Origin of the sequence: Mycobacterium sp. E1386 (assembly GCF_001672745.1) — a bacterium.
GTDB lineage: Bacteria > Actinomycetota > Actinomycetes > Mycobacteriales > Mycobacteriaceae > Mycobacterium.
Genome location: NZ_LZKH01000070.1, coordinates 64,832 through 85,696 on the forward strand (window position 1 = coordinate 64,832; position 20,865 = coordinate 85,696).

Annotated in this window: 25 protein-coding genes, 3 tRNA genes and 3 pseudogenes; 12 read left to right on the forward strand and 19 right to left on the reverse strand. The window is 66.5% G+C overall.

Annotated features, from left to right (window positions below; genetic code table 11):
• Positions 1 to 44 precede the first annotated feature (44 nt).
• The 5 genes from A5709_RS07400 (at position 45) to A5709_RS07420 (ending at position 4,933) form a co-directional block, all read left to right on the forward strand.
• Entirely contained in the window at positions 45 to 905 is an 861-nt protein-coding gene (locus A5709_RS07400; protein WP_067946570.1) for a cyclopropane mycolic acid synthase family methyltransferase, read from the forward strand.
• A gap of 145 nt (positions 906 to 1,050) precedes the next feature.
• Positions 1,051 to 1,932 carry a cyclopropane mycolic acid synthase family methyltransferase gene (locus A5709_RS07405; RefSeq protein ID WP_068119148.1) on the forward strand — a complete coding sequence of 294 codons (882 nt, stop codon included), beginning with the start codon at positions 1,051 to 1,053 and terminating at the stop codon, positions 1,930 to 1,932.
• 83 nt (positions 1,933 to 2,015) lie between these two features.
• Entirely contained in the window at positions 2,016 to 2,912 is an 897-nt protein-coding gene (mmaA4, locus tag A5709_RS07410) for a hydroxymycolate synthase MmaA4 (RefSeq protein ID WP_067946579.1), read from the forward strand.
• Positions 2,913 to 3,006: 94 nt separating this feature from the next.
• Entirely contained in the window at positions 3,007 to 3,705 is a 699-nt protein-coding gene (locus tag A5709_RS07415; protein WP_068119158.1) for a YciI family protein, read from the forward strand.
• A gap of 10 nt (positions 3,706 to 3,715) precedes the next feature.
• The gene (locus tag A5709_RS07420; RefSeq protein WP_067951108.1) at positions 3,716 to 4,933 is read left to right on the forward strand and encodes an RNA polymerase sigma factor; all 1,218 of its coding nucleotides are present in this window, start codon (positions 3,716 to 3,718) and stop codon (positions 4,931 to 4,933) included.
• 15 nt (positions 4,934 to 4,948) lie between these two features.
• On the opposite strand, the gene rplA is transcribed toward A5709_RS07420, so the two are convergent.
• The 12 genes from rplA to A5709_RS07480 form a co-directional block, all read right to left on the reverse strand.
• Positions 4,949 to 5,656 carry a 50S ribosomal protein L1 gene (rplA, locus tag A5709_RS07425; protein WP_007167783.1) on the reverse strand — a complete coding sequence of 236 codons (708 nt, stop codon included), beginning with the start codon at positions 5,654 to 5,656 and terminating at the stop codon, positions 4,949 to 4,951.
• Between the two features lie 73 nt (positions 5,657 to 5,729).
• Positions 5,730 to 6,158, reverse strand: coding sequence for a 50S ribosomal protein L11 (gene rplK, locus A5709_RS07430; protein WP_067951110.1), 429 nt, complete (start codon positions 6,156 to 6,158; stop codon positions 5,730 to 5,732).
• Positions 6,159 to 6,202: 44 nt separating this feature from the next.
• On the reverse strand, positions 6,203 to 6,973 hold the full coding sequence (nusG, locus tag A5709_RS07435) for a transcription termination/antitermination protein NusG (protein ID WP_067951112.1): 771 nt from the start codon (positions 6,971 to 6,973) through the stop codon (positions 6,203 to 6,205).
• A 27-nt stretch (positions 6,974 to 7,000) separates the two neighbouring features.
• Entirely contained in the window at positions 7,001 to 7,456 is a 456-nt protein-coding gene (gene secE / locus A5709_RS07440) for a preprotein translocase subunit SecE (protein WP_067951114.1), read from the reverse strand.
• Positions 7,457 to 7,549: 93 nt separating this feature from the next.
• A tRNA-Trp gene (locus A5709_RS07445) sits at positions 7,550 to 7,622 on the reverse strand.
• A gap of 144 nt (positions 7,623 to 7,766) precedes the next feature.
• Positions 7,767 to 8,267, reverse strand: a complete 501-nt coding sequence (gene hadC / locus A5709_RS07450) for a (3R)-hydroxyacyl-ACP dehydratase subunit HadC (protein WP_067951116.1) — start codon at positions 8,265 to 8,267, stop codon at positions 7,767 to 7,769.
• Positions 8,268 to 8,278: 11 nt separating this feature from the next.
• Complete coding sequence (hadB, locus tag A5709_RS07455; protein ID WP_067951118.1) at positions 8,279 to 8,707, reverse strand: (3R)-hydroxyacyl-ACP dehydratase subunit HadB; 429 nt, start codon at positions 8,705 to 8,707, stop codon at positions 8,279 to 8,281.
• Positions 8,694 to 9,173: a (3R)-hydroxyacyl-ACP dehydratase subunit HadA gene (hadA, locus tag A5709_RS07460; protein ID WP_068119151.1), complete on the reverse strand. Its 480-nt coding sequence runs from the start codon at positions 9,171 to 9,173 to the stop codon at positions 8,694 to 8,696. The genes hadB and hadA overlap by 14 nt, the downstream gene beginning before the upstream one ends.
• 49 nt (positions 9,174 to 9,222) lie before the next feature.
• Positions 9,223 to 9,390: a 50S ribosomal protein L33 gene (gene rpmG, locus A5709_RS07465; RefSeq protein ID WP_007167776.1), complete on the reverse strand. Its 168-nt coding sequence runs from the start codon at positions 9,388 to 9,390 to the stop codon at positions 9,223 to 9,225.
• Between the two features lie 42 nt (positions 9,391 to 9,432).
• A tRNA-Met gene (locus A5709_RS07470) sits at positions 9,433 to 9,506 on the reverse strand.
• A 53-nt stretch (positions 9,507 to 9,559) separates the two neighbouring features.
• Positions 9,560 to 9,632 (reverse strand) — tRNA-Thr (locus A5709_RS07475).
• Positions 9,633 to 9,708: 76 nt separating this feature from the next.
• Complete coding sequence (locus tag A5709_RS07480) at positions 9,709 to 9,918, reverse strand: type II toxin-antitoxin system VapB family antitoxin (RefSeq protein ID WP_067951121.1); 210 nt, start codon at positions 9,916 to 9,918, stop codon at positions 9,709 to 9,711.
• 110 nt (positions 9,919 to 10,028) lie between these two features.
• Between A5709_RS07480 and A5709_RS07485 the strand changes: the two genes are divergently transcribed.
• From A5709_RS07485 to A5709_RS07505, 5 genes are all read left to right on the forward strand, one after another.
• The gene (locus A5709_RS07485; protein WP_068007952.1) at positions 10,029 to 10,742 is read left to right on the forward strand and encodes an MBL fold metallo-hydrolase; all 714 of its coding nucleotides are present in this window, start codon (positions 10,029 to 10,031) and stop codon (positions 10,740 to 10,742) included.
• A 63-nt stretch (positions 10,743 to 10,805) separates the two neighbouring features.
• A complete protein-coding gene (locus A5709_RS07490) occupies positions 10,806 to 11,639 on the forward strand; it encodes a hypothetical protein (protein ID WP_068007956.1) in 834 nt (277 codons plus the stop codon).
• Positions 11,640 to 11,659: 20 nt separating this feature from the next.
• Positions 11,660 to 12,355 carry a crotonase/enoyl-CoA hydratase family protein gene (locus tag A5709_RS07495; RefSeq protein WP_067951125.1) on the forward strand — a complete coding sequence of 232 codons (696 nt, stop codon included), beginning with the start codon at positions 11,660 to 11,662 and terminating at the stop codon, positions 12,353 to 12,355.
• A 60-nt stretch (positions 12,356 to 12,415) separates the two neighbouring features.
• Positions 12,416 to 14,869 carry a molybdopterin oxidoreductase family protein gene (locus A5709_RS07500; protein ID WP_068007960.1) on the forward strand — a complete coding sequence of 818 codons (2,454 nt, stop codon included), beginning with the start codon at positions 12,416 to 12,418 and terminating at the stop codon, positions 14,867 to 14,869.
• Positions 14,866 to 15,345: a hypothetical protein gene (locus A5709_RS07505; protein WP_067951128.1), complete on the forward strand. Its 480-nt coding sequence runs from the start codon at positions 14,866 to 14,868 to the stop codon at positions 15,343 to 15,345. Before A5709_RS07500 ends, A5709_RS07505 begins: the two co-directional genes overlap by 4 nt.
• Positions 15,346 to 15,450: 105 nt before the next feature.
• On the opposite strand, the gene A5709_RS07510 is transcribed toward A5709_RS07505, so the two are convergent.
• From A5709_RS07510 to A5709_RS07520, 4 genes and pseudogenes are all read right to left on the reverse strand, one after another.
• Positions 15,451 to 16,446: a patatin-like phospholipase family protein gene (locus A5709_RS07510; RefSeq protein WP_067951130.1), complete on the reverse strand. Its 996-nt coding sequence runs from the start codon at positions 16,444 to 16,446 to the stop codon at positions 15,451 to 15,453.
• Position 16,447: 1 nt separating this feature from the next.
• Complete coding sequence (gene cynS / locus A5709_RS07515; protein WP_067951137.1) at positions 16,448 to 16,915, reverse strand: cyanase; 468 nt, start codon at positions 16,913 to 16,915, stop codon at positions 16,448 to 16,450.
• A 107-nt stretch (positions 16,916 to 17,022) separates the two neighbouring features.
• Positions 17,023 to 17,151, reverse strand: a pseudogene (locus A5709_RS28740) (SAM-dependent methyltransferase); the annotation flags it as partial.
• 23 nt (positions 17,152 to 17,174) lie between these two features.
• Positions 17,175 to 17,690 (reverse strand): nitroreductase family protein, encoded by a 516-nt coding sequence (locus A5709_RS07520; protein ID WP_067951131.1) that lies wholly within the window; start codon positions 17,688 to 17,690, stop codon positions 17,175 to 17,177.
• Between the two features lie 177 nt (positions 17,691 to 17,867).
• Between A5709_RS07520 and A5709_RS07525 the strand changes: the two genes are divergently transcribed.
• Complete coding sequence (locus tag A5709_RS07525) at positions 17,868 to 18,734, forward strand: cyclopropane mycolic acid synthase family methyltransferase (RefSeq protein WP_067951133.1); 867 nt, start codon at positions 17,868 to 17,870, stop codon at positions 18,732 to 18,734.
• 10 nt (positions 18,735 to 18,744) lie between these two features.
• Here the strand turns inward: A5709_RS07525 and A5709_RS07530 are convergent, their stop codons facing one another.
• Positions 18,745 to 19,179: an SRPBCC family protein gene (locus A5709_RS07530; RefSeq protein ID WP_067951135.1), complete on the reverse strand. Its 435-nt coding sequence runs from the start codon at positions 19,177 to 19,179 to the stop codon at positions 18,745 to 18,747.
• Positions 19,179 to 20,012, reverse strand: coding sequence for a lysophospholipid acyltransferase family protein (locus A5709_RS07535; RefSeq protein ID WP_067951136.1), 834 nt, complete (start codon positions 20,010 to 20,012; stop codon positions 19,179 to 19,181). The genes A5709_RS07530 and A5709_RS07535 overlap by 1 nt, the downstream gene beginning before the upstream one ends.
• Positions 20,013 to 20,169: 157 nt before the next feature.
• Between A5709_RS07535 and A5709_RS27265 the strand changes: the two are divergent.
• Positions 20,170 to 20,601 (forward strand): annotated as a pseudogene (locus tag A5709_RS27265) (exodeoxyribonuclease V subunit gamma); the annotation flags it as partial.
• 93 nt (positions 20,602 to 20,694) lie between these two features.
• On the opposite strand, the pseudogene A5709_RS28745 reads toward A5709_RS27265, so the two are convergent.
• A pseudogene (locus tag A5709_RS28745) lies at positions 20,695 to 20,808 on the reverse strand (exodeoxyribonuclease V subunit gamma); the annotation flags it as partial.
• Between the last annotated feature and the right edge of the window lie 57 nt (positions 20,809 to 20,865).

Below are 20,865 nucleotides of genomic sequence, written 5' to 3' on the forward strand. Positions count from 1 at the left end.
CGTATCGCCGAGTTGTACGGTTGTCCAAGGAGGTGGGTCCACCAATGGCCAAGCTGAAGCCGTATTACGAAGAGTCGCAGGCAACCTACGACATCTCAGACGACTTCTTCGCGCTGTTCCTCGACCCCAACATGGTGTACACCTGCGCCTACTTCGAGAACGACGACATGACGCTGGAAGAGGCGCAGCTCGCCAAGCTCGACCTGGGGCTGGACAAGCTGAAGCTCGAGCCGGGCATGACGGTGCTCGACGTCGGGTGCGGGTGGGGTGGGGCCGTGGTCCGCGCGGTTGAGAAATACGACGTGAACGTCATCGGCATCACGCTGAGCCGCAACCACTACGCGCGCACCAAAGAACGGTTGGCCGCCATTCCGACGACGCGGCGGGCCGAGGCCCGGCTGCAGGGTTGGGAAGAGTTCGACGAGCAGGTCGATCGGATCATCAGCTTTGAGGCCTTCGACGCGTTCAAGAAGGAACGCTGGCCCGCATTCTGGGACTGGGCCTACAAGACCCTCCCCGACGACAGCCGGATGATGATGCACAGCATTTTCACGTATCCGCAGTCGCAATGGAAAGAGCGCGGCATCCCGATCACCATGACCGATCTGCGTTTCTTCCACTTCCTCGGGAAGGAAATCTTTCCCGGCGGGCAGATGTGCGGCGAACCCGACATCGTCGACAATGCGCAAGCCAGCGGCTTCTCGGTCGAGCAGGTCCAATATCTGCGGCCGCATTACGCGCGGACACTGGACACGTGGGCGGCCAATCTCGAGGCGAATCGCGAACGCGCCATCGCCGTCCAGTCCGAAGAGGTCTACAACCGCTTCATGCGCTATCTCACCGGCTGCGCGGAGCTCTTCCGCAAGGGCATCTCCAACGTGGCCCAGTACACGCTGACCAAGTAGCGCCCGTCGGCCGGCATCGGCCCTGAGAATGCGCCCGGTAAAAACTTCGGCGCACGCGCGCGCAAATGCGCGGTTTTCGATCCCGCGCGAGTAGCGTGCCCCCGGAGATGGCCGCCTCCTGGTGGCCGTCCTCTCGGGAGGACAGATGTCTGACAACCCGGCCAGCGCTGTTCGTACGCGCTCCAATTTCGACGACGTACGGGCGCACTACGACCTGTCGAACGAATTCTTCGCCCTCTTCCAGGACCCCACCCGCACCTACAGCTGCGCGTACTTCCCCCGCGAGAACATGACCCTGCAGGAGGCACAGCTCGCCAAGCTCGACCTCACGCTGGACAAGCTCGGGCTCGAGCCGGGGATGACCCTGCTCGACGTGGGCTGCGGTTGGGGTTCGATGTTGAAACGCGCCGTCGAGCGCTACGACGTCAACGTCGTCGGGCTGACCCTGTCCAGGAATCAGCACGCCTATTGCCAGCAGGTGCTCGACGGGATCGACAGCGGCCGGTCGCGGCGGGCGCTGCTGTGCGACTGGGCCGAGTTCAGCGAACCCGTGGATCGCATAGTCATCGTGGAGGCGTTGGAGCACTTCGGTTTTCACCGCTACGACGACTTCTTCAAATTCGCCTACACCGCCCTGCCCCGCAACGGTGTGATGCTGCTGCACTCGATCACGGGGTTGCACGGAAGGCAGGCCATCGAGCGCGGCCTGCCCCTGACGATGGGAGTCGCGCGGTTCATCAAGTTCATCCTGACCGAGATATTTCCGGGCGGCCGGCTGCCGATGATCGAGACCATCGGGGAGCACTCGACGAAGATCGGCTTCCGGGTGACGAACGTCCAGTCGCTGCGGACCGACTTCGCCAGGACCCTCGACCTGTGGGCCGGCGCCCTGCAGGCGCGCCGCGCCGAGGCCATCGAAATCCAGTCCGAAGAGGTGTATGAGCGCTACCTGAAGTATTTGACCGGCTGCGCCGGGGCTTTCCGCACGGGGTACATCGACTGCAACCAATTCACGCTGGAAAAGTAGAGTTGGGTATCGTTGCACGTCACACCCCGAGGCAAAGCCGTGGGAAATCCGCAGTGAACTTCATCCAGGAGAACCAGACGAAAATGGCTGATCAACCGGCTAGCCCGACGAAGATCCGGACGGCGCCCGAGGACATTCAGGCGCACTACGACGTCTCCGACGACTTCTTCGCCCTGTTCCAGGACCCCACCCGGACCTATAGCTGCGCCTACTTCGAGCGTGACGACATGACGCTGGAAGAGGCCCAGTACGCCAAGATCGACCTGAACCTGGACCAGCTGGACCTCAAGCCGGGGATGACCCTGCTCGACATCGGCTGCGGCTGGGGCACCACCATGAAGCGCGCGGTCGAGCGGTTCGACGTCAACGTCATCGGCCTGACCCTGTCCAAGAACCAGCACGCCCGATGTGAGGAGGTGCTGGCCTCCATCGACACCAACCGCTCGCGTGAGGTGCGGCTGCAGAACTGGGAGGACTTCAACGAGCCCGTCGACCGCATCGTGTCGATCGAGGCTTTCGAGCACTTCGGGCACGAGAACTACGACGACTTCTTCAAGCGGACTTTCGACATCATGCCCGAGGACGGCAGGATGACCGTGCAGAGCAGCGTCAGCTACCACCCGTACGACCTGGCCGCCCGCGGCAAGAAGCTGACCTTCGAGACGGCCCGGTTCATCAAGTTCATCATCACCGAGATCTTCCCGGGTGGCCGGCTGCCGTCCACCCAGATGATGGTCGACCATGGCGAGAAGGCGGGTTTCATTGTGCCTGCACCGCTTTCACTGCGGCCGCACTACATCAAAACGCTGCACATCTGGGGCGACACGCTGGAGTCCAACAAGCAGAAGGCCATCGAGGTCACGTCCGAAGAGGTCTACAACCGCTACATCAAGTACCTGCGCGGGTGCGAGCACTACTTCACCGACGAGGCGCTCGACGTCAGCCTGGTGACGTACCTGAAGCCGGGGGCGGCTGCGTAGTCCGGCTCTGGCTGTGTCGGATTAGGGCTGCGTCGTTCGTCGGATAGGTAGAGAGTGGAGCAGGAGGCTTCGCTCACTACCGGAGGTGACGAACATGCAATATTTCGCCCTGCTGATCGCCAAGGAGCGAGACCGCACGCCTGAAGAGTGGGCGGCCGGCATGGCCGCCTGGGAGAGCTTCCACGCCAAAGCCGGCCCGGCGATCAAAGCCGGTGACGCGCTCGCGCCCGCTGCCAGCGCGGCGGTCATCACCGGCGGGCCGGACGCGCCGGTCACCACCGACGGCCCGTTCGCCGAGTCCGCCGAAGTGGCCTGCGGCTACTACGTGTTCGAAGCGGAGAACCTGGACGAGGCGCTGGCGCTGGCGCGCGACGTCCCGGTCGCCCAGTTCGGAGCGGTGGAAGTCTGGCCGGTGGTCCACGCGATCGAACCGTCCCGCAAGCTCACGGGAAACGACTGGTTGGCGCTGCTGCTGGAACCCCCGGCATCGGCCCATACGCCGGGCACCCCGGAGTGGGAGGCCGTCGCGGCACGCCACGCCGAGCTCCATGCGGCCGCGGGTGATCACATCCTTGGCGGCGCCGCGTTGCACGACCGGTCCACCGCCACCACTGTGCGGGTGCGCGACGGCGAGGTCCTCATCACCGATGGGCCATACGTGGAGGGCGCCGAAATCGCCACGGGCGTATACCTGCTCGCCGCCGCGGACCGCGACGAGGCCGTCAAGCTGGCCTCGATGATCCCCGCCTCGACCGTGCAGGTGCGGCAACTGGCCGGAGTCTCGGGACTGTAACGCACCAGTGATGTCCGACCTGGACGGCGTCTTCCGGCGGGAATGGGGGCCCGCCGTCGCCGCGCTCGCGCGGTGGTCCGGCGACCTCACCGTCGCGGAGGACGCCGTCCAGGAGGCCTGCGCCGAGGCGCTTCGCAGCTGGGACCGCGACGGCCCGCCGGACAATCCCGGCGGATGGCTGGTGACCGTCGCCCGCAACCGGGCGCGCGACCGCCTGCGCCGCGAATCCGTTCGTCCCGGAAAGGAATTGGCGGCCGTGATCGACGATATCCGGGCGCGCACCGATCACACCGACCCGTCCCCCGTTCGCGACGACGAGCTGCGGATGATGTTCACCTGCGCACACCCCGCCCTGGACCGGCAATCGCAGCTGGCGCTCACCCTTCGGCTGGTGTCGGGGTTGACCGTCACCGAGATCGCCCGCGCGCTGCTGCAGACCGACGCCGCGATCGGTCAGCGAATCACGCGTGCCAAGAACAAGATTCGCCACGCCAACATCCCGCTGCGGGTGCCGCCCGCCGAGCTGCTGCCCGAACGCACACCACACGTGCTCGGTTGTGTCTACTCGGTGTTCACCGAGGGCTATTGGTCGACGGCGGGCCCGTCGGCGATCCGCGACGAACTGTGCGACGAGGGGATCCGGCTGGCCGGTGAACTGTGCGCGCTGATGCCGCACGAGCCCGAGGCCCACGCGCTGGCGGCCCTGATGCTGCTGCACGATTCGCGACGAGCCACCCGGGTGGACGACGCCGGGATGCTGGTGCCGCTCGAGGAGCAGGACCGGCACCGGTGGGACCGCGGCCGAATCGCCCGGGGGCTGGACCGATTACGCCGTGCCGAGGGTTCTCCGGGCCCCTATCTGCCACAGGCGGTGATCGCCGCGCTGCACGCGACGGCGCCGTCCTGGGACCAGACCGACTGGGTCACCATCTGCGCCGCCTACGACCGGCTGCTGGCGCTGACCGATTCGCCGGTCGTGCGCGCCAACCGCGCCCTGGCGGTCGGCTTGCGCGACGGACCCGACGCCGGCCTCGCGGCCCTGGACGAGGTGGCCCACGACCCCCGGCTCGGCCGCTCCAATCTGGTCACGACGGTGCGAGCCGACCTGCTCAGGCGTGCGGGCAGACCGGCCGATGCGCTCCCCTGGTACCGAGAAGCGTTGCGAGTCAACGGTTCCGAGCCGGGCCGGGAGTTCCTGCGCCGCCGCATCGCGGAGTGCGGCGGGTAGCCGGCCCGCTACGACTCAGGCCTCCGCGAAGTTGCGGGTGACGGACGGGTCCACCGGAATGCCCGGCCCCGTGGTCGTCGACACCGTGATCTTCTTCAGGTAGCGGCCTTTCGAGGCGGACGGCTTGAGCCGCAACACCTCGTCGAGCGCCGCGCCGTAGTTCTCGGCGAGGGCCTTCTCGTCGAAGGACGCCTTGCCGATGACGAAATGCAGGTTGGCCTGCTTGTCGATGCGGAAGTTGATCTTGCCGCCCTTGATGTCGGCCACGGCCTTGGCGACGTCGGGGGTGACGGTGCCCGTCTTGGGGTTCGGCATCAGGCCGCGGGGGCCCAGCACGCGAGCGATGCGGCCGACCTTGGCCATCTGGTCGGGGGTCGCGATCGCGGCGTCGAAGTCCAGGAAGCCGCCCTGGATCTTCTCGATCAGGTCATCGCTGCCGACGATGTCGGCGCCGGCGGCCTGCGCCTGCTCGGCCTTGTCGCCCACCGCGAACACCGCGACGCGGGCGGTCTTACCGGTGCCGTGCGGCAGGTTGACCGTGCCGCGGACCATCTGGTCCGCCTTGCGCGGGTCGACGCCGAGCCGGATCGCCACCTCGACCGTCGCGTCCTGCTTGGCCGACGCGGTCTCTTTGGCGAGCTTGGCCGCCTCGAGCGGGCTGTACAGGTTGTTGCGGTCCACCTTCTCGGCGGCGGCGCGGTATGCCTTGCTGTTCTTGCTCATTGATTCATCCAATCGGGTGTTGGGTCGTGGTTAAGCAGCGGGCCGGAGCTGGCCCTCCCACGGTGTTTCGAAACTATTCGACGGTGATCCCCATCGACCGGGCGGTGCCGGCGATGATCTTGGCGGCCGCGTCGATGTCGTTGGCGTTGAGATCGGTCTTCTTCGTCTCGGCGATCTCACGAACCTGGTCCCAGGTGACCTTCGCGACCTTGGTCTTGTGCGGCTCGGCCGAGCCCTTGCCCACGCCGGCTGCCTTGAGCAGCAGCTTGGCGGCGGGCGGCGTCTTCAGGGCGAAGGTGAAGCTGCGGTCCTCGTAGACCGTGATCTCCACCGGGATGACCTGGCCGCGCTGGCTCTCCGTGGCCGCGTTGTAGGCCTTGCAGAACTCCATGATGTTGACGCCATGCTGGCCGAGCGCGGGTCCGACCGGCGGCGCAGGGTTGGCCTGCCCCGCCACGATCTGCAGCTTGATCAGCCCGACGACTTTCTTCTTCGGGGCCATGAGATGTTGGTGTTCCTTCCTGGGGGTGGGCGCAACCGCCCGAGCTAAATCTTGGAGACCTGGCTGAACGTCAATTCGACCGGCGTTTCGCGGCCGAAGATCGACACCAGCACCTTGAGCTTCTGCTGTTCGCCGTTGACCTCGCTGATGGTCGCCGGCAGCGTGGCGAACGGCCCGTCCATGACCGTCACCGATTCGCCGACCTCGTAGTCGACCTCGATGGCCGGACGCTCCAGCCCGCCCGCCTCGGCGGCCGCGGCGGTGGTGGCCGCGCCCTTGGCGGCCTTCTTGGTCGCGCCGCGCGGCAGCAGGAACTTGACCACGTCGTCGAGCGTCAGGGCCGACGGGCGCGACGTCGCCCCGACGAACCCGGTGACTCCCGGCGTGTTGCGCACCGCGGCCCACGAGTCGTCGGTCAGGTCCATGCGCACCAGGATGTAGCCGGGCAGCACCTTGCGATTGACCTGTTTACGCTGACCGTTCTTGATCTCGGTGACCTCTTCGGTGGGCACCTCGACCTGGAAGATGTAGTCGCCGACGTCCAGGTTCTGCACACGGGTCTCGAGATTGGCTTTGACCTTGTTCTCGTATCCCGCATAGGAGTGGATGACGTACCAGTCGCCTGGCTTCCTGCGCAGTTCCGCCTTGAGCGCGGCCGCCGGGTCGACCTCCTCGGCCGACTCCTCGGGGGCCTCGGCCGCTGAGGTTTCAGCGTCCGTTTCCGGGGCCGCTTCCAGGGCCTGCTCAGCGCCCTCGGCGCGCTCTTCTACGTCGACCGCTTCACCCGCGGACGTGTCACCGTCGAAGGTAGTCACGGTTTTCAGTCCTCTCTATCTTCTCGCTCAGCCGAACACCAGCAGCACCAGCTTGGTGAGGCCGAAATCCGCGAGCCCGACCAGCGCCACCATGAAAGCCAGGAACGCCAGCACCACCGATGTGTAGGTGAGCATCTGCTTGCGGTTGGGCCAGATAACCTTCCGCATCTCCGCAACCACCTGCTTGAGGTAGTTGAAGACGAAGACGAACGGGTTGGCCGAACGGTCCCCCGGCTTCTTCGGTTTCTTGGCCTTCTTGGCCTTGGCGCCCTTGGTGGCCTTGTCCTCCTTGGCAACCTCGGCCTCGTCCGCCGACTCTACGTCGACGTCCTCGCCGGCGTCGGCCACTCGCTGCCGGGATCGTTTGCCGGTGGGGCGCTGCGGCCGCGTCACCACAGCGGTCCGGCCGCCGTTTGCGCGGTCGTCCTCCCTGTCGGCGCCGTCGCTTGCGGCGTCGTTGGCAGCGTCGCCTTCGTCGCTCACCGCATGCTCCTTCAGTTTGCTAGTGTCCCGCGGGCCGTCCCGTGGTGGACGGCCACTATTCCAGTGTCCACCATGGCACGCCTTTTCGTTCAGCAGGGGCGACAGGACTTGAACCTGCAACCTGCGGTTTTGGAGACCGCTGCTCTGCCAGTTGAGCTACGCCCCTTCGCGGTTGGCAGGCCAACCTGCGCTTACCTACCGGGGCTTACATGACACGCGCGCCTTCCGATTGCTCGACTCACGGAAAGCGCGCTAATGCTGGGAAAACCCCGAGGTCCGAGTGTACATCGACGCGCGAGTCAGATACTAATTACGCCGTTCTGACGACCTGGCCGGACTCCGGGTCCCAGCGCAGGTTCTCCGACTGGTCGGCGTACTGGCTCATCAACGTGGTGTAGGCCTCCAAGACCAACTCGCCATCTTCGTTGGTGCAGATGTTCTTGGTGACGACGATGTCGGCGCCGAACCGTTCGTCCACGGACATCACGTCCATCCGGGCCCACAGCTTGTCGCCGGCCTTGATCGGCTGGGCGAACACGAATCGCTGGTCGACCTGCACGATCACCAGGGTTTCCATGCCGATGTCGACGTGCCGGAAGAAATCCAGCTGGACCAGCTTGGCGAAGATGGTCGCGAAGGTCAGCGGCGCGAGGATCGCGTCGTGGCCGAGTGCGGCGGCCGCGTCCTCCCGGTAGTGGGCGGGGTGGCGGTCCTTGACGGCCAGGGCGAACTGGCGGAGCTGTTCACGGCCCACGACGAAGTAGTCCGGGTACCGCCAGATCATTCCGCGGATATCGGTTTTCAGCGCCATTAACAGGCCGCCTACGCGAGGGTCGCGGACGCGATGGCCCTACCGAAGATCTTCTTGCCGCCGGTGGTAGCCGTCAGCGCGATGGTCACGGACTTGGTCTCGGGGTCCACCGACTTCACCCGGCCGTTGAAGACCAACTCGGCGCCCTTGCCGTCGTTGGGCACCGGCACCACCGCGGTGAACCGCACGTTGTACTCGGTGACCGCACCGGGGTCACCGATCCACGCGGTGACGTAGCCGCCACCGATGCCCATGGTCAGCATGCCGTGCGCGATCGCGGTGTCCAGCCCGACGACCTTGGCCATCTCGTCGTCCCAGTGGATCGGGTTCAGGTCGCCCGAGACGCCCGCGTAGTTCACCAGATCCTGACGGGTCAGCGGGTAGGTCCGCTCGGGGAGCAGGTCACCCACCTTCACCGAGCTGAACTCACGCAGTGGCATCAGAAAATCCCTCTTCTCCATCCTCACCGGCACGACCCGCCAGGGTCGTGTAGGTCTCCTGCACAACATCACCGGCTTCGTTGGTGATGATGTTCTTGGTCACGATGATCTGGGTGCCGTGCGACACGCGCATTGAATCCACGTGGACGTCGCAATACAGCTTGTCGCCGGCCACGATGGGCGCGTTGAACTTCAGCACCTGGTCGACCTGGACGATCTGGGCGTCGTGGACGGCGATGTTGGCGTACTTGAAGAACGCCGTCTGCGCCTTATAGCCGAACACGCAGATGAAGGTCAGCGGGGCCAGCAGCCCTTTGTAGCCGAGCTCGGCCGCCGCCTTCTCCTCCAGAAATGCGGCGTCGTCATTCTGCACGGCGACCGCGTGCTCGCGGATCTTCTCCCGCTCCACGACGTAATGATCGGGATAGCGGTAGTGCATACCGACGATATCTTCGGTTAACGGCACGGCTCTAAAATCTACCTAGTCAGTCTGAGTAATCACTCGCGGGCCGCCGCTAGCGTGTCTCTCGGTGCGCCTGGTGCTTGCCGCAGTTCGGGCAGAACTTCTTCAGCTCCATGCGGTCCGGGTCGTTCCGGCGGTTCTTCTTGGTGATGTAGTTGCGGTGCTTGCACACCTCGCAGGCCAAGGTGATCTTCGGCCGCACGTCGGTACTGGAAGCCATGACGGTTCTCTCTCAAATCTCTCAAAGTGCATTGTTGTGTTGTAGCGATGGCCGGACTCGAACCGGCGACCTAACGATTATGAGTCGTTCGCTCTAACCGACTGAGCTACATCGCCTCTGGCCACCCCATTTTGGGGTCGTGGCCGCCGCGCCTGCTCGGCGTCCGCCGAGCCCCCTAACGGAATCGAACCGTTGACCTTTTCCTTACCATGGAAACGCTCTACCGACTGAGCTAAGGGGGCCGTTCACCCGAATCGGCAGTGCCGTGGGCCTAAAAGAGGGTACAGCCTGGCTCGCAGCCGGACCAAACCACGGGCGTTAATCCCCGCCGTCGCCGCTCCGGCGCGGCTGCCACGCGCTGAGGTCGCTGAACTCGTCGTACTCTTCGTCCGATTGGCCGGCCTCGGCTCCGGTGAGCAGGGTGCGCAACGCCAGGTTGACGGCCTCGCGGGCATCGGCGAGTTGGAAGCGGCGAATCGCCTCGTCAATCAGATCGACGTCGATCTCGATCTCGACCTTCTTCCTCATGCGCCAACAATACCCACTGCCCAGACACCCAATCGCTGCTCACGGACGGTGTTTTGCCGACTTCGAGGCGGCGCTGCCGACCCTTGGCGGGCACGTCCTAGTCTGGTCACGTGTCAACGGACCGGCTGTACTTTCGCCAACTGCTCTCGGGGCGCGATTTCGCCACCGGCGACATGTTCGCGACCCAAATGCGCAACTTCGCCTACCTGATCGGCGACCGGGAAACGGGCGATTGCGTGGTGGTCGACCCCGCCTACGCGGCCGGCGAACTGCTCGACACGCTCGAGGTCGACGGCATGCACCTGTCGGGAGTGCTGGTGACCCATCATCATCCCGACCACGTGGGCGGATCGATGATGGGCTTCACCCTGCAGGGCCTGGCCGAGCTGCTGGAACGGAAAGCCGTGCCGGTGCATGTCAATACCCATGAGGCGCAATGGGTTTCGCGAGTCACCGGGGTCAGCCTCGGCGACCTCACCGCCCACGAGAATCACGACAAGGTCAGCATCGGCGGCATCGAGATCGAATTGCTGCACACTCCCGGCCACACGCCGGGCAGCCAGTGCTTCCTGCTCGATGGCCGCCTCGTGGCCGGTGACACGTTGTTCCTGGAGGGCTGCGGCCGGACCGACTTTCCCGGCGGCGACTCCGACGAGATGTACCGCAGCCTGCAGCAACTCGCGACCCTGCCCGGCGACCCCACGGTCTTTCCCGGGCACTGGTATTCGGCGGAGCCGAGCGCATCGTTGTCGGAAGTCAAACGTTCCAACTACGTCTATCGCGCCGCGGACCTGGCGCAGTGGCGAATGCTGATGGGCGGCTGAGCGGGCTCGCTCGATCCGAACGAGACGGCAACCGGCCTGTGATATAAGCGGAGGGTGGATTCCATGGGGTGGATCCAGGACAGCTGGAACGGAATCACGCACACTGGGTCCAGCACCTGGATCGCGTGGGCGGCGTGGGCGGCGATCGCGCTCGCCGTTGTCACCCTGATCTTCACCAACCGGCAGATCACCCGCAACCGCCGACTCGCCGCGGAACAGACCCGGCCGCAGGTCGCCATGTTCATGGAACCGCACCCGGCCGACTGGCACGTCATCGAATTGGTGGTCAGGAACTTCGGTCAGACCGCGGCGTACGACATCACGTTCTCGTTCCTGAATCCGCCGACGGTGGCCGAATACGAGAACGCCACCGACGGCTACGCCGACGTCGCCGAACTGCGACTCCCCCGCGAGTTGCCAGTGCTGGCCCCCGGTCAGGAATGGCGCATGGTGTGGGATTCGGCGCTCGACCGCGCCGAAATCGGCAGCGGCATCGAGTCCCGCTTCACCGGCACCATCAGCTACTTCGACCGGCCGAAGCGCCCGAATGGGCGCCGGTTCTGGGAGCGCGAGCGCGTTCCGCTGGAAACCCAGGTGGTGCTGGACTGGGACTCCCTGCCGCCGGTCCAGCGCATCGAGTTGATGACGACCCACGACCTGGCGAAACGCGAGAAGCAGAAGCTGGAGCTGCTGCGCGGGCTGCTGACCTACTTCCACTACGCGAGCAAGGAAACCCGTCCCGAGGTGTTCCGCAGCGAGATCGAACGGATCAACGGCGCGGTGCGGGAAACGCAGGACAGATGGCGCTCCCGCCAGCTCGACGAGCCCACCGATGTCAGCCTGCGCTGGGGCGAGGCCGAGGACGACCTGGGCAAACACCACAGTCAGCCCGCGTGACGGCAAGGAGCCAGCAACCGATGAGCGGCCCGGTCCACTACAGCCTCAAGGATTCCATCGCGGTCATCAAGATGGACGACGGCAAGGTCAACGCCTTGGGTCCGACGATGCAGCAAGCGCTGGGCGAGGCGATCGACCGGGCCGACGCGGACAACGCCGGGGCGTTGGTGATCACCGGCAACGAGCGGGTGTTCAGCGGCGGGTTCGACCTGAAGATCCTGACCTCGGGCGAGGCGCAGCCGGCGATCGACATGCTGCGGGGCGGCTTCGAGCTGTCCTATCGGCTGCTGTCCCATCCCAAGCCGGTCGTGATGGCCTGCACCGGGCACGCCATCGCGATGGGGGCCTTTCTGCTCTCATCCGGCGATCACCGGGTGGCCGCGCACGCCTACAACATTCAGGCCAACGAGGTGGCGATCGGCATGGTCATCCCGTACGCGGCGCTGGAGATCATGAAGCTGCGTCTGACGCAGTCGGCTTACCAGCAAGCCGTCGGGCTCGCCAAGACGTTCTTCGGTGAGACCGCGCTGGCCGCCGGCTTCGTTGACGAGATCGTGCTGCCGGAGATGGTGGTGAGCCGGGCCGAGGAGGCCGCGCGCGAATTCGCCGGTCTGCACCAACACGCCCACGCCGCAACGAAGCTGCGCGCCCGCGCCGACGCGTTGAAGGCCATTCGCGCCGGGATCGACGGCATCGAGGCCGAGTTCGGGCTTTAACGCGGCCCGCCCCCCTGGCCTCGACGTTTTGGACACCGGCGGCCGGGTACGCCCACCGGCGTGACAGTAGACCGGATCGCGGAACCCTGGGGGACGCGGACCCCCTACGAACCGGGCACACGGTGGCCCGAGCGCGTCGACACCTACCTGGCCGACGGCGTCACGCCCGAGTCGGTGGACCGCTGGGTGCAGTCGGCGGCGGTGTTGCATTCCAACGGAGACGGCCTGGACATCGCCGTCAAGGACGGGCGGATCGTGGGGGTGCGGGGCCGAGCCGTCGACCGCGTCAACCACGGCCGGCTCGACCCCAAAGACCTGTTCGGCTGGCAGGCCAATAACTCGCGAGACCGGTTGACCAGTCCGATGATTCGGGTCGGCGGCAAGCTGCGGCCGTGCGACTGGGACACCGCGATGGACCACATCGTGGCTCGCAGTAGGCAACTCCTCGACAACTACGGCCCCAGTTCCATCGGCTTCTACACCTCCGGGCAGTTGTTCCTCGAGGCGTACTACACCCAGGGGGCCATCGCGCACGGGGCGATCGGCACCAACCACGTCGACGGCAACACCCGCCTGTGCACCGCGACGGCGGCCGAGGCGCTCAAGGAATCGTTCGGCTGCGACGGACAACCGGGTTCCTACACAGACGTCGACCATGCCGACGTCATCGCGCTGTTCGGCCACAACGTCGCCGAGACGCAAACTGTGTTGTGGGCCAGGATGCTGGACCGGCTGGCCGGCGATTCGCCGCCGGCGATCGTGTGCGTCGACCCCCGGCTCACACCGGTTGCCCGGCACGCCACCGTTCACCTCGCACCGCTGCCCGGCACTAACGTGGCGTTGATGAACGGCCTGCTGCACGAGATCATCGGTCACGGCTGGATCGATCGGGACTACATCGACACGCACACAGTCGGTTTCGACGAGCTGCGCGGCCGGGTCGAGGAGTTTCCGCCCGAACGGGTCGCCGAAATTTGCGGGGTGGCGGCCGAGGACATCCGGCGCGCGGCGCGACTACTTGGCACCGCCGAGCGGTTACTGTCCACCGTGCTGCAGGGGTTCTATCAATCACATCAGGCGACCGCGGCGGCCGTGCAGGTCAACAACATTCACCTGGTGCGCGGCATGCTGGGCAAGCCGGGCTGCGGGGTGCTGCAGATGAACGGGCAACCGACCGCCGAGAACACCCGCGAGTGCGGCGCGGACGGTGACCTGGCCGGCTTCCGCAACTGGTCCAACGACTCGCACATCAAGGAACTGGCGAAGTTGTGGAACCTGGAGCCCCTGCAGATTCCGCACTACGCCCCGCCCACCCATGCCATGCAGATGTTCCGCTTCGCCGAAGAGGGGACCCTGCGGATGTTGTGGGTCACCGCCACCAATCCCGCGGTGTCGCTGCCCGAGTTGCCGCGCATCCGTGACATCCTCTCCCAGGAGCGGCTGTTCCTCATCGTCCAGGACATCTTCATGACCGAAACCGCCGCACTGGCCGACGTGGTGTTGCCGGCCGCGGCGTGGGGGGAGAAAACCGGCGCCTTCACCAACGCGGACCGCACCGTGCACCTGTCCGAAAAGGCCGTGGAGCCACCGGGTTCCGCGCGTTCGGATCTCGACATCTTCCTTGACTACGCGCGCCGGATGGACTTCCGCGACTCCGACGGCCAACCGTTCCCGCCGTGGACCGATCCCGAGTCGGCGTTCGAGGCGTGGAAAAAATGCACCGCGGGCCGGCCGTGCGACTACACCGGCTTGAGCTATGAGAAGCTGCGCGGCGGCAGCGGCATCCAATGGCCTTGCAACGCAGAGCATCCCGACGGCACCGAACGACTCTACGCCGACGCCAAATTCTGGGCGGCACCGGATTACTGTGAGGCCTACGGCAAAGACCTGATCACGGGCGCCCCGTTGCAGCGAGATGAATACCGCTCGATGAATCCCTTCGGCAAGGCCATCATCAAGGCGGCCGAATACCTTCCCCCGCACGAGCGGCCCAGCTCCGAATATCCGTTCGTGTTGATCACCGGTCGCACCGTCTACCATTTCCACACCCGCACGAAAACCGCTAGGGCCCAACAACTTCAGGACGCCGCGCCTGAGGTGTGGGTCGAGGTCTCAGAACCCGACGCCCGGCGGCTGAGCATCGGCGAGGGCGACCTCGTCGAGGTGAGCACGCCGCGCGGCCGCGTCACCTGCGCTGCCCGCATCTGCGGCATCCGCGACGGCGTCCTGTTCGTGCCCTTCCATTACGGCTACTGGGACGCCGGCAGCAGGGCCCATCAGCGGGCCGGCAACGAACTCACCCTGACCGATTGGGATCCTGTTTCCAAACAGCCGATCTACAAGACCGCGGCCGCCCGGATCGAGAAGAGCCGGGTGGGCCGGCCCGAGACAAACGGCGCCGCGCACGCGCCCACCACCGCGGCGTCCGCGCCGGTCAATGGGGCGGTGCCCGCCACGGCGGGCGGGTCGGCCGCCGCAGTGACCGAGGTCCTGGCGACCGGGGCCCGGCGATGAAGCTCAAATTGGCGATCCGCGAGCTGCACCGCTCCGAACGCAAACTGGCCCACAACCTCAACCTGGTGGCCGCCCGGCACCGCAGCGACCAGGACATCAATCACCTGGCGCAAGACCTGGCCGGCTGGTCGCGGCAGCACCTGAACGAGTTGGCCGAGCACGGCCGGCACTACGGTCTGCACCTGTCGGCCGACCCCCGCACCCGCGTGATCACCGGAGCCGTGCAGTCCCGGATGAGCGGCATCTTGCGGCACCGACCGGAGCCCGGCCTGGTGTTGCTCGCCGATTTGCGGCGGATTCACCGCCTGGCGGCGGGGGTGTCGTTGGATTGGGAGCTGTTGGCCCAGGGTGCGCAGGCCGCCAAGGATTCCGAACTGCTGAGCCTGGCGTCGCGCTGCCACCCCGAGACGCTGCGCCAGATGCGCTGGGCCAACGCGATGCTGAAGGAACTGTCACCGCAGGTGATGATGAACTGAATGGCGAACGCGGTGGCCGCTGCTAGCCGCCACCGCGTTCCCTTCGCCTCCTCGCCGCCAGTGTGACACGTGCGCGTCGCGCCGTCACTTCACTTCCACGACGATTCATCGGAACCGGTCCAGATACGCCGGCCAGTCCCAGGTCGACAGGAAATCCTGCGCGGCCGCATAGCCCCGGTCGCAGAGCTCCTCCAGGCGCCCCCTGGAAATACCGAAGTCGAGAACGCTCACGTCGGTGGACGCGACCCCGATGGTGCGGCACTTGACCCACGGCAGGCTCAGCTGCGCCTGGTCGTGGCCGACCAGCATGGTGGTGAAAAGGCTTTGCAGCAGGGCGGACTGCTTGAGGAAGCGCAGCGGGCGCAACGCGGGGAACACCTGGTCCACACCCTCGGCGAGCTTGGGCATCACCGTGATCCCGAACGTCGGCCAGCGCGGCGGTTTGCCGTCGGTGCGGTCCAGCGAGTCGACCGGGAAATTCGACAGCACCCCGCCGTCGACCAGGTTCGACGTGAGCCCCATGGTGTCGGTCAGCCTGACCGGCGGGTAGAAGAACGGGATCGCCATCGAGGCGCGGACCGCGTCGGCGACGGGCTGCTCGTCGGGATCGAGCCCGTAAAGCCGCCGATAGTCCCAGGGCAGCCGCACCAGCTGCGCCGCGGTGACATCGGCGACCGTGACCGCCACCTTGTAGCGCCGTTCGGGAGGAAGATCGCGGTCGTCGAGGGCCAGATCACCGAACGTGACGACCCCCAGGTTCTTCAGCTCGCTGCGGATCCACTCGTGGGCGAAATCGCCGCGGTACATGGCCGTGTCTCGCGCCAGCCCCCAGGCGGACCCGACGAAGGGCACCGGCCCCGCGTCACGCCAACGGCGCAACGGCACCGACAACGCGAGTTCCCTGATCTGACCACTGGTCAGTTGATTGCCGTTGGATGCGGCGGCCGAGATGACCGCGACCACCGATCCCGCCGAAACACCCGACACCCGATAGGCCGAGTAGCCCGCATCCATGAGCGCGGCGACCGCGCCGACCAGGCCGATGAACTTCACGCCCCCGCCGGAGAGAACGAGGTCTACCGGTTTCGTCTCGGCCACCATGTCAGCTGTCCGACGAAACCCATTGGTATGGAAGGAATTTGCCGTCGAGGGTCACCACGACGCGGTCGCCGGACGGGTGCGACTTCTTCTGCAGGTCGACGCTGAAGTTGATCGCGCTCATGATGCCATCGCCGAACTGTTCGTGGATCAGCTCTTTGATGGCACCGCCGTAAACTTGCAGGGCCTCGTAGAAGCGATAGATCGTTGGGTCGGTGGGGACCGCGCTCGGCAGCCCGCCCCGCATGGGCGGTGCCGCCAGCACGGGCACCACCGACTCGTCCAGGTTCAACTTCTCGGCGAGAATCCTTGCCAGCTCAGCGGGAATGGCGTGTTGACCTAGCAGCGCCGCGGTGGTCCATACCACCGGCCGGTCGATGGCCTCGGCCAGCTGCTGCCAGGTGAGGCCGAGCCTCAGGCGGGCCAGGACGATCTGCTCGGTGATCTCGTGTCGGTTCATGGCCCCAAGCATGCCCGCCCCCGGCGGCGCCATGTCGGAACCATGAGGCTCTGCCCGATTTGATAGCGCATGCGATATCAAATTCGCGGACGAGGCATACCTCGAGGAGCCGTCGGCCCTCACCCCGGCTTCGTCGCGGTGACCAGGCGGGTGGAAAACCACGGACCGCCGTAGCTGATGCGCCATCCGAGGTTGCGGCGCCGCACGTTTCGCCACCCCAGGTCCCTTAGGTGCGCGGCATGTGCACGGGGAAGAGCCTACGACCGCTCACTCACCAACGACCGTGGTGGATGACCTCGTCGAAGGGCCGCCGATTCGGTGTGCGGATCGGGGCGAGCGGACGGTCGGCGGGATACCCGAGACCCAGCAGGAAGGCCACCAGCCGGTCGTCGGGGACACCGAGGATGGCCCGCGCCTTCTCCTGGTCTCCCACCGACGAATGCCCGGTCCCGATTCCCAGGTCCGTGGCCGCGATCATCATCGCCATCGTGGCCTGCCCGACGTCGTAGTTGTCGGTGACCACCCGGCGCTCGTCGGGCGGGACGGGCACCACGATGGCAATCGCGGCCGCGGCGCCCGCGATGTGCCCCGCGCCCTGCCACACGGTCGACAATTCCTGCAGGTCCGCCCGGTCCGTGACGATCACGAAGTCCCACGGCTGCCGGTTCTTCGCCGACGGCGCGCGCCACCCCGCCTCGGCGATGCGATTGAGGTCGTCTTCGGAAATCGCGTCCGGTTTGTACTGCCGGACGTTGCGCCGGGCGCGAATCGCGTCCCAAGCCTCCATTTGTTCCTCCTCATTTCCAGCCGACTCCGGGTAAACGGGGGTAGCCTCATCCGAATTCCCCGCATACGCGCGCCGAAGTTTGATTCCGGCAGTTACGGGAAGCCAGGGTGAACCAGCTGAGCCGCCCACTCGTGTACAGCTGAATGGCCCCGGATTCAGGAAAGGCGCGTAGCTGGTATGACAGAGAACCTGACGCCGCACTTCGAGGACGTCCAGGCGCACTATGACCTGTCCGACGACTTCTTCCGGTTGTTTCTCGACCCCACCATGACCTACAGCTGCGCCTACTTCGACCGCATGCGAGACATCCCGCTCGAAGAGGCGCAGCTCCGCAAGATGGACCTGGCGCTCGGCAAGCTGGGATTGCGGCCGGGTATGACGCTGCTGGACGTCGGCTGCGGCTGGGGCGGCACGATGCGCCGCGCGCTCGAGAAGTACGACGTGGACGTCATCGGGCTGACCTTGTCCGAGCACCAGGCCGCCCATGTGCAGAAGATGTTCGACGCGATGACCACCACGCACAGCAGGCGGGTCCTGCTGCAGGGCTGGGAACAGTTCGACGAGCCGGTCGACCGGATCGTCTCCATCGGCGCGTTCGAGCACTTCGGGTACGACCGGTACGACGATTTCTTCCAGAAGGCCTTCCGGGTGCTGCCCGACGACGGGGTGATGCTGCTGCACACGATCACCATGTTCACCCCGGAGCAGATCCTCGAACGCGGCCTGCCGATGACCGAAGAGCAGACCAGCTTCAACAACTTCATCGCCACCGAGATCTTCCCGGGCGGTCAGTTGCCGCCGATCGAGATGGTGGAGTTCCACGCCTCGAAGATGGGCTTCAACCTGGTACGCAGGCAGTCGCTGCAGCTGCACTACGCCCGGACGCTCGACTTGTGGGCCGCGGCGCTCGAGGCACACCGGAGCGAGGCGATCGCGATCCAGTCCGAAGAGGTGTATCAGCGATACATGAGGTATCTGACCGGCTGCGCCAAGGCTTTCCGGGACGGCTACATCGACATCAACCAGTTCACATTGGCCAAGTAGGCGCGTTCGGTCACGACTCGACAAGGCGCCGAAGGTTTTTCAGGCTCTCGTCGAGGGAACGACCGACCCAGAACGCCGCGACCCGATCGGCGATCAGGCCCAGCAGCCCGCCCTCCGAGCTGTAGGCGAGCCGAAATGTCACGCGGGTCCGGCCCGGTCCCGCGTCGCGCAACCGGAACCGGCCCCGCTGTGTGACGCCGGTGATGTTGATCCAGGCCAGATCTCGCGCGGCGTCGAACTCCACCACTTCGGCGATGCCGCCCACCGGGATCGAGCCGATCTTCCACAGCACGGTGTAGCGGGCGCCCACCCGGGCCGGGCCCTCGGTCAGGGTCTCCCAGCGCTCCAGGTGCGGCAGGAACGAGGGGTAGCGATCCGGGTCGCTGAGCACCTTCCACACGGTGTCGCGGTCGGCATTGACGACGATCCGGCGTTCGACGCGCATCAGCCGATCACCGGCAATCGGCGTTCGGAGGCCAGCCGATCGACACCGGCCTGCAGGCTGGCGATCACCGCGTCGTAGACCGCCTGGTCGTCGTCGTGCACCGTGATCGGCTCCTGCACCTCGATGACGATCTTGGCGGGCAACGGGATATGCCCGAGCAGGTCGCTGACGTTGAGGCCCCACGGCAGCGCCAGCGAGATCGGCACGCTCTTGAGCCGGACCACCTTGTCGAGCAGCAAAAGTTTGGCCAGCCACTGCGCGCGGCCGAGGAAGAACGCGGTCTCCTGGCCGCCGACGCTGGCCACCGGAACGATCGGCACGCCGGTCTCTCGGGCCAGCCGCACGAAGCCTTTGCGGCCGCCGAAGTCGACGACGTGCCGCTGCCAGGACGGGCGGAACACCTCGTAGTCGCCGCCCGGATACACCAGCACGGCCGCGCCGGATTCCAAAGCGAGACGGGCGTTTTCGGGACTGGCCGCCACGGTGCCGAACTTGCGCAGCCAGCGCAGCGGGGGGTAGAGGGTGACCAGGTTGTGCGCGAGCTGATAAAACGGGCGCTCCACGCCGAAGTACGAGCAGAACGCCAGGGTGAAGACGAAGGTGTCGGGCGGGACGTTGCCACCGCTGTGGTTGCCGACCAGCAGCACCGGGCCGTGCGCGGGGATGCGGTCGAGCCTGCGGACGTCGGCCCGGAAATACAGCGACGCCACCAGCCAGGTGGCGGGCAGCTGGTCCCGGATGAAGTCCGGGTCGCGCTGATCGAGGTCCGCCTTGGGAACCCGGTCCCCAATCTGCCTACTCGCCCACCCGATGGCATCCGCGACGCCGGCCATGGTCTCAGCCTGGCACAGCGGAGCCGGCCGGTGCAGGGACTTTCGTCGCTATCGCGGCGGGCGGTCGGTCACCTCCGCCCCGTGATCGCGCAGGTATGGGACCTCGATGGCCGTCCCGCCTCCCGGTGTCGGTGTCGGGGTCTATCGTTGCACCGCAATGGCGCTTCATCTCCACCGTGCCGAACGCACCGATCTACTTGCCGACGGCCTCGGCGCCCTGCTGGCAAACCCGCAGACCGACCCGTTCGCCGAAGAACTCGTGCTGGTGCCCGCCCGCGGCGTGGAGCGCTGGCTCAGCCAGCGGCTCTCGCATGTGCTCGGTCGTGCCGGCCCAGGCGGTGACGGGGTGTGCGCCGGGGTGGTATTCCGCAGCCCCGGCTCCCTGATCGCCGAACTCACCGGCACGGCGGATCAGGATCCGTGGTCGCCGGACGCGATGGCCTGGCCGCTGCTGCAGGTGATCGACCGCTCGCTGGATCAGCCGTGGTGCCGCACCCTGGCAACGCATTTGGGCCACTTCGCGCCGACGGAGGCGGAGGCGGAGCTGCGCCGCGGCCGCCGCTATTCGGTGGCGCGCCGGCTGGCCGGTCCGGCCTTCGCGCAGCCCGGCGACGGTCCGCTGGTGCCGGATGTGCGGGGGATCGGCGGGCACGGCGGCCACCAGCGCGCGCCAGAGCTCCGGTTGCCAGGCCAGGTCCGGGTCGAGGTCACCCGGATCGCCCGCCAGCCAATCGGTCAGCAGGCTCGGGCGTTGCCTGGCATACGACGCGAACAAGCCGGCCAGCCGGCGCGCCACCGAATAGCGGCGGCCGCGGCGCAGCTCCGCCTCCGCCTCCGTCGGCGCGAAGTGGCC

Bases quoted from the DNA above. Each gene is read 5' to 3' on its own strand.
- A5709_RS07400 (WP_067946570.1), top strand. From the start codon at position 45: ATGGCCAAGCTGAAGCCGTATTACGAAGAGTCGCAGGCAACCTACGAC.
- A5709_RS07405 (WP_068119148.1), top strand. From the start codon at position 1,051: ATGTCTGACAACCCGGCCAGCGCTGTTCGTACGCGCTCCAATTTCGAC.
- mmaA4 (WP_067946579.1), top strand. From the start codon at position 2,016: ATGGCTGATCAACCGGCTAGCCCGACGAAGATCCGGACGGCGCCCGAG.
- A5709_RS07415 (WP_068119158.1), top strand. From the start codon at position 3,007: ATGCAATATTTCGCCCTGCTGATCGCCAAGGAGCGAGACCGCACGCCT.
- A5709_RS07420 (WP_067951108.1), top strand. From the start codon at position 3,716: ATGTCCGACCTGGACGGCGTCTTCCGGCGGGAATGGGGGCCCGCCGTC.
- rplA (WP_007167783.1), bottom strand. From the start codon at position 5,656: ATGAGCAAGAACAGCAAGGCATACCGCGCCGCCGCCGAGAAGGTGGAC.
- rplK (WP_067951110.1), bottom strand. From the start codon at position 6,158: ATGGCCCCGAAGAAGAAAGTCGTCGGGCTGATCAAGCTGCAGATCGTG.
- hadC (WP_067951116.1), bottom strand. From the start codon at position 8,267: ATGGCGCTGAAAACCGATATCCGCGGAATGATCTGGCGGTACCCGGAC.
- hadB (WP_067951118.1), bottom strand. From the start codon at position 8,707: ATGCCACTGCGTGAGTTCAGCTCGGTGAAGGTGGGTGACCTGCTCCCC.
- rpmG (WP_007167776.1), bottom strand. From the start codon at position 9,390: ATGGCTTCCAGTACCGACGTGCGGCCGAAGATCACCTTGGCCTGCGAG.
- A5709_RS07480 (WP_067951121.1), bottom strand. From the start codon at position 9,918: ATGAGGAAGAAGGTCGAGATCGAGATCGACGTCGATCTGATTGACGAG.
- A5709_RS07490 (WP_068007956.1), top strand. From the start codon at position 10,806: ATGGGGTGGATCCAGGACAGCTGGAACGGAATCACGCACACTGGGTCC.
- A5709_RS07495 (WP_067951125.1), top strand. From the start codon at position 11,660: ATGAGCGGCCCGGTCCACTACAGCCTCAAGGATTCCATCGCGGTCATC.
- A5709_RS07505 (WP_067951128.1), top strand. From the start codon at position 14,866: ATGAAGCTCAAATTGGCGATCCGCGAGCTGCACCGCTCCGAACGCAAA.
- A5709_RS07510 (WP_067951130.1), bottom strand. From the start codon at position 16,446: ATGGTGGCCGAGACGAAACCGGTAGACCTCGTTCTCTCCGGCGGGGGC.
- cynS (WP_067951137.1), bottom strand. From the start codon at position 16,915: ATGCTTGGGGCCATGAACCGACACGAGATCACCGAGCAGATCGTCCTG.
- A5709_RS07520 (WP_067951131.1), bottom strand. From the start codon at position 17,690: ATGGAGGCTTGGGACGCGATTCGCGCCCGGCGCAACGTCCGGCAGTAC.
- A5709_RS07525 (WP_067951133.1), top strand. From the start codon at position 17,868: ATGACAGAGAACCTGACGCCGCACTTCGAGGACGTCCAGGCGCACTAT.
- A5709_RS07530 (WP_067951135.1), bottom strand. From the start codon at position 19,179: ATGCGCGTCGAACGCCGGATCGTCGTCAATGCCGACCGCGACACCGTG.
- A5709_RS07535 (WP_067951136.1), bottom strand. From the start codon at position 20,012: ATGGCCGGCGTCGCGGATGCCATCGGGTGGGCGAGTAGGCAGATTGGG.